This window comes from Virgibacillus sp. DJP39 (assembly GCF_049310925.1).
In the GTDB taxonomy this organism is placed as follows: Bacteria; Bacillota; Bacilli; order Bacillales; family Amphibacillaceae; genus Virgibacillus_F.
Genome location: NZ_JBMERP010000014.1, coordinates 24,140 through 37,853, shown reverse-complemented (window position 1 = coordinate 37,853; position 13,714 = coordinate 24,140). Strand labels below are relative to the sequence as shown.

Below are 13,714 nucleotides of genomic sequence, written 5' to 3'. Positions count from 1 at the left end.
GTAAGGTTTTTAATTTACTCTGTTACGAACGGCAATAAAGCCATTGTACGAGCACGTTTAATAGATCTCGTAAGTTTACGCTGATACTTTGCAGAAGTTCCAGTTACACGGCGAGGAAGAATTTTTCCACGCTCAGAAATAAAACGTCTTAGAAGATCAACATCTTTGTAATCGATGTGTGTAATTCCGTTTGCTGTGAAATAGCACACCTTACGACGCTTTGCGCGTCCACGACGAGCTGCCATCTAAAGCCCTCCTTTTTATTCTAAAATGGTAAATCATCATCTGATATATCGATAGGTTGACCGTTATTTTTAAACGGATCCTCTTCACTTTGGTTTTGATCTTGATTACTTTGGTTTTGATTTTGGCCTTGATTCTGATTACGATTCTGTTGATTGCCTGATGAACCTTGACCACTACCTTGTGTAGCGCCCTTAGTTTCCAAAAATTGTACACTATCTGCTACAATCTCTGTCATGTAAACCATTTTTCCATCCTGACCTTCAAAGTTACGTGTTTGAACTCGTCCATCAACACCAACTAAACTACCTTTTTTCATATAGTTAGCTAGGTTTTCTGCAGGCCTGCGCCATACAACACAATTAATAAAGTCCGCTTCACGGTTTCCTTGTTGATTGGAAAAAGGTCGGTTAACAGCTAAAGTAAAATTGGCTACAGCCACTCCGCTTGGTGTATAACGTAAATCAGGATCCTTCGTTAATCTGCCAACAAGTACGACACGATTTAACATCAGAACCACCCCTTATTATTGATCTTCTTCTCGAATTGCCATATGGCGAATAATATCATCTGAGAACTTTGCTAAACGATCAAACTCATTAACTGCAGCTACATCACTAGCAAATTTCACAACAACGTAATATCCGTCACGGTAATCATTGATTTCATATGCAAGGCGTTTTTTGCCTTTTTCATCAACTTTTTCAATCTCCGCCCCATTATCGGTTAGAATTTTGTGGAAACGCTCCTTAAGTGCGGTTAGCGCATCCTCTTCCATGTCTGGGCGAATGATATACATGATCTCGTATTTTGTCATTCGTTACACCTCCTTTTGGTCTTAGCGGCCTCTGTTTGGAACAGAAGCAAGGAGTAATTTAAAGTTAATTACTCACAATAGTGTATTATACCAAAACACTATTCAAAATACAAGTTTTCGAGGGATCCTTTGTTATACGTTAAAACGGAAGTGGATGACATCGCCATCTTTTACCAAATACTCTTTACCTTCTAATCGAACATTTCCTTTTTCTTTTGCCTGTGCCATAGCACCTGCTTCAACTAAATCATTATAGGAAACTGTCTCTGCACGAATAAATCCACGCTCAAAGTCGGTATGAATTATACCTGCTGCCTGTGGTGCTTTAATTCCCTTTTGGAATGTCCATGCCCGAACCTCTTGTTCTCCTGCGGTGAAATATGTTGCCAGGCCAAGCATCTGATACGCAGCTTTAATTAATTGGTCCAAACCAGATTCCTTTATTCCAAGATCTTCTAAGAACATCTCTTTTTCATCCTGGTCAAGCTCTGCAATTTCAGATTCAATTTTGGCACAAATCACAATAACTTCTGCATTCTCATTTGCAGCAAATTCTTTTACTCGCTGAACATATTCATTTGCATCTGGATCTGTTATTTCCTCTTCTGATACATTTGCGACATAAAGAAACGGCTTACTAGTTAATAAATGAAGCTGTTTTACAATTTTCCATTGATCTTCATCAAAATCCAATGCACGTGCTGGTTGATCGTTCTCAAATCCATCCTTAAGCTTTTCTAAAACATCGTATTCTGCTACCGCTGCTTTATCTTTTTGACGGACCAGTTTTTCAACACGCTGGATTCGTTTTGTTACTGATTCTAAATCAGCCAGAATAAGTTCCAGATTGATGATCTCGATGTCATCAATTGGGTCAATTGTTCCAGACACATGTGTAATGTTTTCATCTACAAAACAACGAACTACATGACAAATAGCATCTACTTGGCGAATATGAGAAAGAAATTGGTTGCCAAGACCTTCCCCTTTACTCGCACCTTTTACAATACCTGCAATATCGGTAAATTCAAATGCTGTTGGTATTGTTTTTTTCGGTTTTACTAATTCAGTTAATTTATTCAAACGATCATCCGGAACTTCTACTATACCAACATTCGGATCAATCGTGCAAAACGGGTAATTTGCGGATTCTGCCCCTGCCTGAGTAATCGCATTAAATAAAGTTGATTTACCCACGTTAGGAAGTCCAACAATTCCTGCTGTTAAAGCCATGAAACTTTCACTCCTTAAGGATATCATTCATATGAACGTGCTAGTCTTCCCAATTATAATACAAGGAGAGAATTTAACAAGCAAAGAAAAAGCAAAAACACGTATTTTAACTCGCGTATTTTTGCAGTTCTGTTCATAATAATATGATTTTTAGATTTTGTTTCTATATAAAACGCCGGTATTGCCGAGTAATAAAGAAATTTACTAGTTTTTCTCTTCACCTTTTTCAAGTACTTTTTTCATTTTTTTACTAAATTCTCTACGTGGAATTAGTACACTATGTTCACAACCCTGGCATTTAATTCGTACGTCCATACCCATACGGATTATCTTCCACCTGTTTTCTCCACACGGATGGGGTTTCTTCATTTGAACAATATCATTTAAAGCAAATTCTTTATCTACCATAACATGATACCTTCTTTCTTATCTTAGTCTTCATTTCTCTCCTGAAGTTTTTTCTTTTCACCATCTACTTCCAATGCCGTTGGGCTTTCATTCCTTGTATACATGACAAGACGTGGAGAAGGAATTTGAATGCCTTCTCTATAAAGCCGCTCTTTTACCTCTCTTCGGACAATTCTAGCACCTGCCCACTGATCAGCAGGTAGTGTCTCTGTTATTACGCGCATTACAAAATGCGATAGTTCCAATGTTTGTACTCCGATTACCTCTGGCGTTCCGATAATTTCGTTATATTTATCAGGTAATTCTATTGCCATTTTTTCAATAATCTTTTCAGCCGATTCAAAATCGCTTTCATACGGTATATTAATATCTACGACAGCTAATCCATTATGAATAGAGTAATTCGTTACCTGTGTTACATTTCCGTTTGGCAGGATATGCTGTTCACCAGTCCAACTTTTAATTTTAGTTGTCCGTATCCCAATTTCTTCTACTGTTCCTTCAACATTAGAAGTGAATATATAGTCACCAACTGAAAATTGGTCTTCAAAGATAATAAAAAAACCAGATATGATGTCACGAACAAGATTCTGTGCTCCAAAACCGATCGCAAGCCCTGCAACACCAGCGCCAGCTAATAATGGACCGATTGCCAGACCCAGGCCTTCATCTAAAATCATTATAAATGCAGTAAAATACACCGTGTATGTCAAGACATTATGAAGTAATTTTTTCAGTGTATTCTCTCTGCGCTCTGTAATGCGAAATGGACCCCGTTGTCTGCTCATAAATACTTTATCAATTACTTTCTTTCCAACTTTAATTGCTACAGCTGCTATTATGATAATTAGTATTATTTTTAAAAAGCCTTTACCGATTAAAGTCCAAATTTCTGGCCCTGATAATTGATCCCAAAAATTATTAATGTCTTTATTAAATTGGTCCACTATTACGCTCCTCCAAAACTAGTACTATACTCATTCTATCAGATTGTTTCTATTATGTTGATATTACACCATTTGTCCCCACAGTTAAAGGATCAAGCAATGTTCTTATTATTCCATAGTGGATAAAGTATTAATCTCATTAATACATACAAATTCAACACGCCATATATCGGATATATGTAACTGATTAGAGTCGAAAAACCGAATATTGTGAACGGAACCATAACTGTGACACAACACAACGCTATTACCCATAAAGGTGACTTCCAATAACTCTGTATCCGTGTAGTTAATCCTAAAATCCCTGATGCTGCTGTAGTAAATATTGCAAACCACAACATGATTGACATAAACACTAATACTCCAAAATTATAATGTTTAAGTATTGCAAAAAGAGGAATTTCGTAAACCAATATCTCTTCGGCTATTTGGATCAAACTATTATTATAAATATATGAAACAATACCCAACGTTAACCCGCTCCCGATACCAGCAACTAATATTTCCTTTTGTGATTGAATTTTGTTACCAATCGCACCTAGAACAGCTATTAGTGGCAATATATTTAATGCCGTAAATGGAAATGCAGCTTTCCAGTTTTCTTGGTGTTTCAAATTGGAAAAAAGCGCTAGCTTATGATCAAATGTAAACAACACAAGTACGGAAAGAAGTCCTACTAATAATATCGGCAAAATAAATTGATTTATTGTTAAAAGACTATTTACACCTCTTACAAATAAAAGCACTAGTAAGACAGCTATAAATCCAACTCCCCACCAATAGGAAAAGTAAAAGGCCTGCCCTGTTGCTCCACTTCCAGCAAGCATTACAACTGTGGTGGTAAACAGGTAGACAAAAACCATTACATCATATAACTTTGTAAGTTTCTTACCCACAATTACCTCCAGCACTGGTAAATAGTCGGTAGACTTTTTTTGGTAACCCACCTTCATAATTACAACACATGACACCGAAAATAATATGGAAAATATTGCTATAGCCAGTCCACTTTCAAGCCCAAAAAATTGCCATAATTCCCTACCAGATGCATACCCTGCCCCTATTGTTGTTCCAATTATTAAAAACATCCATTTAAAGCCTGAACTCAACATTAGCTTTCCTCCAATTAATATCAAAATAGACGTATAGTTATCCTTTTTAAGTCGTATACTACTATTAATATGTTTGTGGAGGATAAGCTATGAATCTAAAAAAACAATACGTGATAGAAAAGGATCCGGAAAACATGCGCTTTTGCTATACAGATTCACGCTTGACGAAACTTATGAGCAAGCAAATTATTTCCTGGCTACCAAATTTGCCAAAAGAATATGTGGTAATTTGTATCGGAACTGATCGATCAACCGGTGATTCCCTCGGTCCATTAACTGGTGCATATTTACAAGATTATCATCCAAAACATATAACTGTTTATGGGTCACTTCATGAACCAGTACACGCAACCAACCTTGAATCATATATTCAGTTAATTCATAACAAACACCGAAATCCGTTTATTATTGGGGTTGATGCATGTTTAGGAAAATCTACTTCTGTTGGAAATATCATATTAGGGAAAGGCGCATTAAAACCTGGAGCCGCTTTAAATAAATCACTCCCTCCAATTGGTGATATTCATCTAACCGGAGTCGTTAATATTAGTGGATTTATGGAGTTTTCTATTTTACAGAATACTAGACTATCTCTTGTAGTAGACATGGCAAAACAATTAGCTAGCCTATTAATGATGATAGACGAACGCCTCCAGCATTGTATCACTCCCCCTTCTGTTGTCGCTCATGCTATTGATGGTGAAAAGAAAATACATTAGGAAAGAATACTTTTATTAATTCTTTTAATAGATGGCTTTTCTAATACATTGTTGTTATTAATAGAAAGTTTATAGAGTGCGACGTTGTTTACCGTTAAATTTACGACCATTATGTAAAAAAAATATATACGATTGATTGAAGCGTTGGGCAGTCGACTCAAGCGGGAACAGCATGGAGGCCGCTGAAAAAGCGGTAGATTTTAAAAATTTAACTTTTCACTTCAATTAGCATCTTGAATATACGTAGACTCCTGCGGGAAGTAAGAGATCGACGAGACCCCGCAGGACGGTAGTCCGAGGAGGCTCGGCACTCTCCCGCGGAAAGCGAAGTATATTCGAAGATGCGATGGTAGATCGACACATTTTGTACCATATTTAAGTTTTTCAGCAGCCTCGAACAGCATGAGTCTGAAGACCCCGCAGCTGAAATCAACACAACATTTATGTCGCAGTTTTCATCAAGCTGCGAAGATAAAAAGCAATAAAACTTACGAAAAAAAACTAATAGAAAAAGGCTTCTACTATTTTATCTAGTAGAAGCCTTTGTGATATCTTTTTGCGAATCTATAACAATTGGTAGACATAGTAGATGAAAATAACGGTAGCGAGTGATGGTAGTAAATTACCAATTCGTATTTGTGTTATTTTTAATAAATTCAACCCAATCGCCACGATCAGTAACCCACCGACTGCTGTTAATTCTACTATAAATCCATCCAAAAAGGATTCCGGTAGCCATTTGGTGATTTGTGTAGCTAAAAGGGCAATGGAGCCTTGATACAATATAACTGGCACCACAGAAAATATTACGCCAAATCCTAGTGTTGTGGTTAATACAAGCGCAACAAAACCATCAATAATCCCTTTTGTTACTAGTATTTCATGATCCCCTCGTATGCCACTATCCAAAGCACCTATTACAGACATTGCACCTATTACAAATATTAACGAGGCAGTAACGAATCCCTGTGCAACACTAAAGCTTTCATTTTTCGTTGTGAATTTACTTCCAATCCAGGCACCCAGTCGGTTTAAACCTTCTTCTAAATGAATGAATTCCCCAACAATCGCACCAGTTAATAAGCTTAACAATACAACAACTATTGTTTCGGTAGAAAAAGCCATTTGTAAGCCTATTAATACTACCGCTAACCCTATTCCATGCATGACTGTCTCTTTATAACGTTCTGGAATTTTAGTGAAAAATAAACCAAGTAAACTACCGGCAATTATACATGCCCCATTGAACAACGTCCCGTACAACACCATACCCTTCACTCCAATATTAACTAATTATATTTCTTTGTATGACTCTGCAATTTCTTGTATAGCTGAAATAAATTCATTTACTTCATCCTCGGTATTATAAATTCCTAAACTCGCTCTTACCATCCCTTGATCAGTTGTTTTTAATGCCTCATGCGTTAGCGGACTACAATGCACACCTGCACGAACTGCTATATTATAGTGAGAATCAAGAATCATACTTACCTCTTGTGAATTGATGTTTTCAATGTTGAAGGCTACTATTGGTATGCGATATGTTACGGAACTTGTTCCGTAACATGTAACCCCTTCTATCGCAGAAAGCCCTTTAAATAGAGCGTTTGATAAAATTGTTTCACGTGGAACAATTTCCTTTTTTCTTTTTTCATATTCAACTAGAGCTGCATGAAGTCCTGCTATTCCAGGGGTATTTAATGTTCCACTTTCTAAGTATTCCGGCCACTTTTCAGGTTGTTTAGGTGAGTTAGAAAAAGTGCCAGTACCCCCATGATGGATAGGTAACAAGTTTACATTTCCCTCGACTAATAACGCCCCGATCCCTTGCGGTCCTAATATCCCTTTATGTCCTGGAAAAACTAACATATCTATTCTTTGTTTTTTCATATCTATTGGAATATGTCCAGCTGTTTGGGACGCATCTATAAGTGTAAGGATATCATTTTTTTGTGCAACTTTTGTTACTTCGTTAATTGGAAATATGCGTCCTGTTACATTAGACGCATGCGTCATTGCTATAAGCCGAGTGTTCGGTTCTATAGCATTCTGCACGGCATCTATGAACAAATCACTGCCTGCCTCTTCAGGAGTATCAATATACGTAACAGATACGCCCAATTGTTCTTTAATATATTCTAAGGGCCTTCGTATGGAGTTATGTTCGTACGCTGTAGTAATAACGTGATCACCATCTTTCCAGGTTAACCCTTTAATTGCTTGATTCAGTCCAATCGTAGCATTCTGGTAAAATAAGACTTTGTTCGGATCGGAACAACCAAAGATTTCAGCGGTTTTCTCACGTGTGTTATTAATAATATCAGATGCCTGTCTTGCAAGAGCGTGACCTCCCCTTCCCGGATTAGCCCCAACAAAATTAACTGCATGTATCATTGCTTCTGCGACACTTGGCGGCTTAGGAAAAGAAGAAGCTGCCTGGTCAAAATAGATCACTTAATCACCAACCTCTTGACTAATATATTATATAACCCAAAAAGAGACCAACGTAGCTTTGATACGCTAATGTTAGTCTCTCACATCTACTTACTATGATTCTAAAGCTTCAATTATTCTATCTAAATCTTCATTTGAGAAAAATTCAATTTCAATCTTACCTTTTCTTTTACCTCGTTGAATAGAAACTGATGTTCCAAGCCGGTCTCTTAGAATAGATTCCCTCTCTTGCAGGAAAATATCTGCTTTCGGTTTTGCTTTCTTTTTTATTGGCTGTTTGTTCATTTCAATTATCATTTGTTCAACCTGGCGAACGTTCAGCTTCTCTTTTCGCACTCTATTTACAAAAGGAAGAAGCTTTTCATTATCTTTAATACCTAATAATGCACGTCCATGACCCATGGAAAGTTCACCATTATTAATATATGCGATAATTTGATCAGGTAGTGATAATAGACGAACTAAGTTAGCAATATGTGATCTGCTTTTACCCAACCTTTTGGATAGTTCATCCTGTGTTATCTTAAGTTCCCGAATAAGGTTAGCATAAGCTTGAGCTTCTTCTATTGGTGTTAAGTCTTCTCTTTGAAGGTTTTCCAGCAGAGCTATTTCCATCATTTTTTCATCCGTTAACTCTTTTATAACTACTGGAATTGTTTCTAATCCCGCCTCTTTCGCAGCACGATAGCGGCGTTCTCCCACTACAATTTCAAATCCTTTAATACTCTTACGTGCGATTAGAGGTTGTATAATTCCGTATTCGAGGATAGAATCTTTTAATTCCTCAATAGCGTCTGCATGAAATGTCTTTCTAGGCTGATATGGATTTGGTCTACACTCATTTATCGGTATTTCTTTGACAGTTTCTTCTTTTTCATCAACTTCTGGAAAAAGTGCATTAATGCCTTTACCTAACCCTCTCACCACTATTCATCACTTCCTTCGCTAATTCAAGATAAACTTCAGCACCTCGTGACTTTGGATCATACGTAATTATGGGCTGTCCGTGACTCGGCGCCTCGCTTAAACGGATGTTTCTCGGGATAATAGAGTTGTATACTTTATCCTGAAAATACTTTTTAACTTCTTCAATCACCTGTAAACCAAGGTTTGTTCGAGCATCAAGCATGGTTAGTAACACGCCTTCAATCATTAAATCTTTGTTTAAATGCTTTTGAACTAATCTGATTGTATTTAATAATTGACTTAACCCTTCTAATGCATAATACTCACATTGAACTGGAATTAACACTGTGTCAGAAGAGGTCAAGGCATTGATTGTCAATAAACCCAATGAAGGTGGACAGTCAATTATAATGTAATCATATTCTTCTCTAACCTCTTCCAAAGACTTTTTCAAACGGATTTCTCTTGAAATAGTTGGTACTAATTCTATTTCCGCACCAGCTAACTGAATAGTTGCTGGAATTATATCTAAATTTGGAACTCCCGATTGTGTTATCACTTCTTTTGCTGGTACGTCTTCTACCAACACATTATAAATGCACTGGTTTACATCAGCTTTATTAACCCCAGACCCACTTGTTGCATTGCCTTGGGGATCTATATCTACCAATAATACTTTTTTGTCTAAGTATGCAAGGCATGCACTTAGATTGACGGCTGAAGTGGTTTTTCCTACGCCACCTTTTTGATTTGCCATGGCGATTATTTTACCCATACTGTCACCTACCTATCATTCTATACTATTTATTCTATCATTTATTAACAATAAAAGTGGGAAAAGTTATCTAAACTATATAAACCATCGTTTAACCATATTGCAGAAAAAACCCATCTGCAAAAGATGGGTAAATATAGATGTATAATATCAATAATATTTATTGCTTCTTTTTTGGAATCTTAATAGTGAATTGATAATAATCCTCTAAGTCTTCCTCATTGGTTTCTACGTCAATTCCCGTATCAGTTACCATCGTTAACGATTGTCTAATGGTGTTAACCGCAATTCTCATGTCTTTATTTACACCTTTAAGTTTAGGCTTTTTCTTTTTTACTTCTTCATTTTTGTTCTCTATCTTATCTATTCGTTCTTCAGTTTGTTTCACATTAAGATCATGTTCAATGATCTCATTTAATAGTTTTAACTGTTTCTCATTGTCTTTAACTTTTATTAATGCTCTAGCATGTCTCTCAGTTATATCTTTATTTAGTAAGGCCTGTTGGACAGAGTCATCTAATTTCAACAATCTAAGCTTATTGGCAATAGTTGATTGATTCTTCCCTAACCTCTGCGCTAAAGCTTCTTGTGTTATTCCGTGCAATTCCAAGAGTCTTGCATACGCACGCGCTTCTTCTATAACCGTAAGTTCTTCCCTTTGAAGATTCTCAATTAACGCTACTGAGGCGGTTTGAGTATCAGTCATTTCCTGTACAATTACAGGAGTGCTATCCCATCCTAACATTTGGACCGCTCGCCATCTTCGTTCCCCAGCAATTAATTCATATTGATCCTCTTCTATTTTACGGACTACAATGGGTTGAATCATACCATGAGTTTTAATTGTCTGTGCAAGTTCGGAAATTTTTTCTTCATTGAATATGGACCTCGGTTGAAAACGATTCGGTTTTATTTTCATGATATCAAGCTGTATTACTTCATTAGGTTGATAGACTTCTTCTTCTGGCTCAGAATCCGGTTTATCACCTATCCCGAAAATTCGATTGAAAGAACGTACCATATTATCAGACACCACCTTTTTTACAAAACTAGTTCGTTAATTACTACCTACCAAATAGTAAATTGTTTCACGTGGAACAATTTACTATTTTCATAGATTCTGTTTTGTAGCTGACCATAGTTACTAGCGTTATTCTTTATGTAAAACACTCAAACAAAACTATATCAAAACCGCCACGAACAACATATCTGTTCTTATTTTACCATATTTAAGCTAAAAATATATCTATTAGGAAAAATATATTTATCCATATACTATGTTATAGGTGTTTTGTTTGGAACCCCTGCTTTTCTAGGGAAATTATTAGGAGTTTTTCTTTTCTTTTCAATCATGATAATTGATCGCTCGCTTTCTTCCTTGGGTAAAGTGAAAGTGTGAACATTCATTAACTCTCCTCCAAGAATTCCAATAGCAGCTTCCGCATCTTTTAATTCCTCTGCAGTTTGTGCAGCTTTCATCGCAATAAATACTCCATTTTTCTTCGCAAGAGGTAAACACAATTCAGATAAAACACTCATACGGGCAACAGCACGAGCTGTAACAATATCAAATTTTTCCCTGAACTTGCTGTTTTTTCCAAAATCTTCTGCTCTACTATGATAGAATGCAACATTTTCAATGTCTAAATTTGTCGCTAATTGATTTAAGAAGGAAATTCTTTTCTGTAATGAATCGACAATTGTTACATTAATATGGGGAAAACATATTTTAAGTGGGATGCTTGGGAACCCAGCACCAGCTCCCACATCACAAATATGAACTTCGCTTGAAAAGTCGTAATGAAAAGCAGCAGTTATTGAATCATAAAAATGTTTTAAATAGACATCGGTTTGTTCTGTTAAAGCAGTTAGGTTCATTTTTTCGTTCCACTCAACTAGTGTATGGAAATAAATGTCAAACTGTTTTATTTGTCTATCATCTAACTTTATTCCTTTTAGTTCAAGTTCCTTAACAAATAATTCTGGGTTCATGGTTTGATCTCCTCAACAATTAATTAGCTATACGCGCAATTTTTCCCTGTTCAATATAAACCAGTAAAATGGATACATCTGATGGATTGACGCCTGATATTCTTGATGCTTGACCAACCGAAAGTGGTCTTATATTCTTTAATTTCTCTCTAGCTTCGGTTGCAATACCATTAATATCACTGTAATCAATGTTATCAGGAATCTTTTTGTCTTCCATTTTAAGCATTCGATCAACCTGGTCAATAGCTTTCTTGATATAGCCTTCATACTGAATCTGTATCTCCACTTGTTCTTTCACTTCACTTGGTAATTCTTTTTCAAAAGGTACCATTTGTTCAATCAGATGATAGGAAACTTCTGGTCGCTTCAGTAAATCCAATGCTTTTAAAGGTTCTTTTAAAGGCGTTGCATTAACTGTTTCCAGAAGTGCTTGCACATTTGCTTCTGGCTTAATTGTAATTTTAGACAAACGGCTTTTTTCTTCCTCAACCAATGCTTTTTTCTCTAGGAATTTATTGTATCTCTCTTCGGTAATTAGCCCAAGACCATAAGCTACTTCCGTTAAACGAAAATCAGCATTGTCATGACGTAACAATAGGCGGTATTCTGCTCTTGATGTCAACAACCTATACGGCTCATTTGTACCTTTTGTAACTAAGTCATCAATTAATACACCAATATATGCCTGAGACCGATCTAGAATCAATGGATCACGACCTAATACCTTGGCAGCTGCATTAATTCCAGCCATAATACCTTGAGCTGCAGCCTCTTCATAACCTGATGTTCCATTAATCTGTCCTGCAGTAAAAAGACCAGGAATATTCTTTGTTTCAAGAGTTGGCCATAACTGAGTCGGAACTACCGCATCATACTCAATGGCATAACCTGCACGCATGATTTCAGCCTTTTCTAACCCTGGAACAGTTTTAAGCAATTCGTGTTGTACGGATTCAGGTAATGAAGTAGATAATCCCTGCACATATACCTCTTCTGTATTACGACCTTCAGGCTCTAAAAAGACCTGATGACGTGGTTTATCATTAAACCGAACGATTTTGTCTTCTATTGAAGGACAGTAACGTGGTCCAGTTCCTCGTTTCATACCGGAGTACATTGCAGATAAATTTAAGTTATCGCTAATTATTTGATGTGTAAATTCATTTGTATATGTCAACCAGCATGGTATTTGATCAGTAATATACTCAGTTGTTTCATATGAGAAAGCTTGTGGCTTATCGTCTCCAGGTTGAATCTCAGTTTTTGAGTAATCAATTGTATGGCTATTAACCCGTGGTGGTGTACCCGTTTTAAAACGAGTTAATTCAAAACCAAGTTCTTCGAGATGCTCAGACAACTTAACTGAGACGCGTTGATTATTTGGACCACTTTCATATTCTAAATCTCCTATTAATACTTTTCCGCGCATAAAAGTTCCTGTAGTAATAATAACTGTTTCTGCGTGATAAGCTGCCTTTGTCTCGGTTAGGACACCTTTACAAATACCATCTTCAACAATAAGCTTTTCAACCATACCTTGTCTTAAAGTAAGGTTTTCTTGATTCTCAATCATACTTTTCATTTCTCTAATATATAAAGGTTTGTCTGCCTGAGCCCTAAGAGCCTGAACTGCAGGACCTTTTCCAGTGTTCAGCATACGCATTTGGATATGCGTTTTATCTATTACCTTTGCCATTGCTCCACCTAGTGCATCTATTTCACGAACAACAATTCCTTTAGCCGGTCCACCTAGTGATGGATTACAAGGCATAAAAGCAACCATATCTAAATTAAGTGTGAGCATTAACGTTTTCGCTCCCATTTTAGCTGCAGAAATACCTGCTTCTACACCAGCATGACCTGCTCCTATTACAATCACATCATAACGGCCTGCATCGTATACCATATTCTTTCACCCTTTCTTATTTATACCGATTTACTATTTATTTATTTTTGTCCATAACGTATTTTCATGGCTGTCGCTACCTATTGCTTATACGTTTCACCCCTTACAGGAGCCTACGCTTTTCTTATTGTCTAGCTTTGGCTCCCAGGGGTTCGCGTCATAAGCAATTGACACTTCGAGCACGTAACCCTTGTGCTCTTCG

General features: G+C 36.7%; 15 protein-coding genes. 1 reads left to right on the top strand and 14 read right to left on the bottom strand.

Features of this window, described 5'->3' with window-relative positions:
• Positions 1-14: 14 nt before the first annotated feature.
• The 7 genes from rpsR to ACOI1D_RS06960 form a co-directional block, all read right to left on the bottom strand.
• On the bottom strand, positions 15-245 hold the full coding sequence (rpsR, locus tag ACOI1D_RS06990; RefSeq protein ID WP_422500356.1) for a 30S ribosomal protein S18: 231 nt from the start codon (positions 243-245) through the stop codon (positions 15-17).
• 20 nt (positions 246-265) lie between these two features.
• Positions 266-754 (bottom strand): single-stranded DNA-binding protein, encoded by a 489-nt coding sequence (ssb, locus tag ACOI1D_RS06985; RefSeq protein ID WP_422500354.1) that lies wholly within the window; start codon positions 752-754, stop codon positions 266-268.
• A gap of 15 nt (positions 755-769) precedes the next feature.
• Positions 770-1,060: a 30S ribosomal protein S6 gene (gene rpsF, locus ACOI1D_RS06980; protein WP_422500352.1), complete on the bottom strand. Its 291-nt coding sequence runs from the start codon at positions 1,058-1,060 to the stop codon at positions 770-772.
• 132 nt (positions 1,061-1,192) lie between these two features.
• On the bottom strand, positions 1,193-2,293 hold the full coding sequence (ychF, locus tag ACOI1D_RS06975; RefSeq protein WP_422500350.1) for a redox-regulated ATPase YchF: 1,101 nt from the start codon (positions 2,291-2,293) through the stop codon (positions 1,193-1,195).
• Positions 2,294-2,497: 204 nt separating this feature from the next.
• On the bottom strand, positions 2,498-2,701 hold the full coding sequence (locus ACOI1D_RS06970) for a DUF951 domain-containing protein (RefSeq protein WP_422500348.1): 204 nt from the start codon (positions 2,699-2,701) through the stop codon (positions 2,498-2,500).
• 23 nt (positions 2,702-2,724) lie between these two features.
• Positions 2,725-3,648 (bottom strand): mechanosensitive ion channel family protein, encoded by a 924-nt coding sequence (locus ACOI1D_RS06965; protein ID WP_422500346.1) that lies wholly within the window; start codon positions 3,646-3,648, stop codon positions 2,725-2,727.
• Positions 3,649-3,740: 92 nt separating this feature from the next.
• On the bottom strand, positions 3,741-4,760 hold the full coding sequence (locus ACOI1D_RS06960) for a hypothetical protein (RefSeq protein ID WP_422500344.1): 1,020 nt from the start codon (positions 4,758-4,760) through the stop codon (positions 3,741-3,743).
• 89 nt (positions 4,761-4,849) lie between these two features.
• On the opposite strand from ACOI1D_RS06960, the gene yyaC reads away from it, so the two are divergent.
• Positions 4,850-5,479 (top strand): spore protease YyaC, encoded by a 630-nt coding sequence (yyaC, locus tag ACOI1D_RS06955; protein WP_422500342.1) that lies wholly within the window; start codon positions 4,850-4,852, stop codon positions 5,477-5,479.
• Between the two features lie 564 nt (positions 5,480-6,043).
• On the opposite strand, the gene ACOI1D_RS06950 is transcribed toward yyaC, so the two are convergent.
• From ACOI1D_RS06950 to mnmG, 7 genes are all read right to left on the bottom strand, one after another.
• Positions 6,044-6,748 carry a DUF554 domain-containing protein gene (locus tag ACOI1D_RS06950; RefSeq protein WP_422500340.1) on the bottom strand — a complete coding sequence of 235 codons (705 nt, stop codon included), beginning with the start codon at positions 6,746-6,748 and terminating at the stop codon, positions 6,044-6,046.
• 24 nt (positions 6,749-6,772) lie between these two features.
• Positions 6,773-7,933, bottom strand: a complete 1,161-nt coding sequence (locus tag ACOI1D_RS06945) for an aminotransferase class V-fold PLP-dependent enzyme (protein ID WP_422500338.1) — start codon at positions 7,931-7,933, stop codon at positions 6,773-6,775.
• Positions 7,934-8,026: 93 nt separating this feature from the next.
• On the bottom strand, positions 8,027-8,860 hold the full coding sequence (locus ACOI1D_RS06940; protein WP_422500336.1) for a ParB/RepB/Spo0J family partition protein: 834 nt from the start codon (positions 8,858-8,860) through the stop codon (positions 8,027-8,029).
• The gene (locus ACOI1D_RS06935; RefSeq protein WP_422500334.1) at positions 8,841-9,614 is read right to left on the bottom strand and encodes a ParA family protein; all 774 of its coding nucleotides are present in this window, start codon (positions 9,612-9,614) and stop codon (positions 8,841-8,843) included. The genes ACOI1D_RS06940 and ACOI1D_RS06935 overlap by 20 nt, the downstream gene beginning before the upstream one ends.
• 160 nt (positions 9,615-9,774) lie before the next feature.
• Positions 9,775-10,635 (bottom strand): nucleoid occlusion protein, encoded by an 861-nt coding sequence (gene noc, locus ACOI1D_RS06930; RefSeq protein WP_422500332.1) that lies wholly within the window; start codon positions 10,633-10,635, stop codon positions 9,775-9,777.
• A 254-nt stretch (positions 10,636-10,889) separates the two neighbouring features.
• Entirely contained in the window at positions 10,890-11,606 is a 717-nt protein-coding gene (gene rsmG / locus ACOI1D_RS06925; protein WP_422500330.1) for a 16S rRNA (guanine(527)-N(7))-methyltransferase RsmG, read from the bottom strand.
• A gap of 19 nt (positions 11,607-11,625) precedes the next feature.
• Positions 11,626-13,512 carry a tRNA uridine-5-carboxymethylaminomethyl(34) synthesis enzyme MnmG gene (gene mnmG / locus ACOI1D_RS06920; RefSeq protein ID WP_422500329.1) on the bottom strand — a complete coding sequence of 629 codons (1,887 nt, stop codon included), beginning with the start codon at positions 13,510-13,512 and terminating at the stop codon, positions 11,626-11,628.
• Positions 13,513-13,714: the final 202 nt, after the last annotated feature.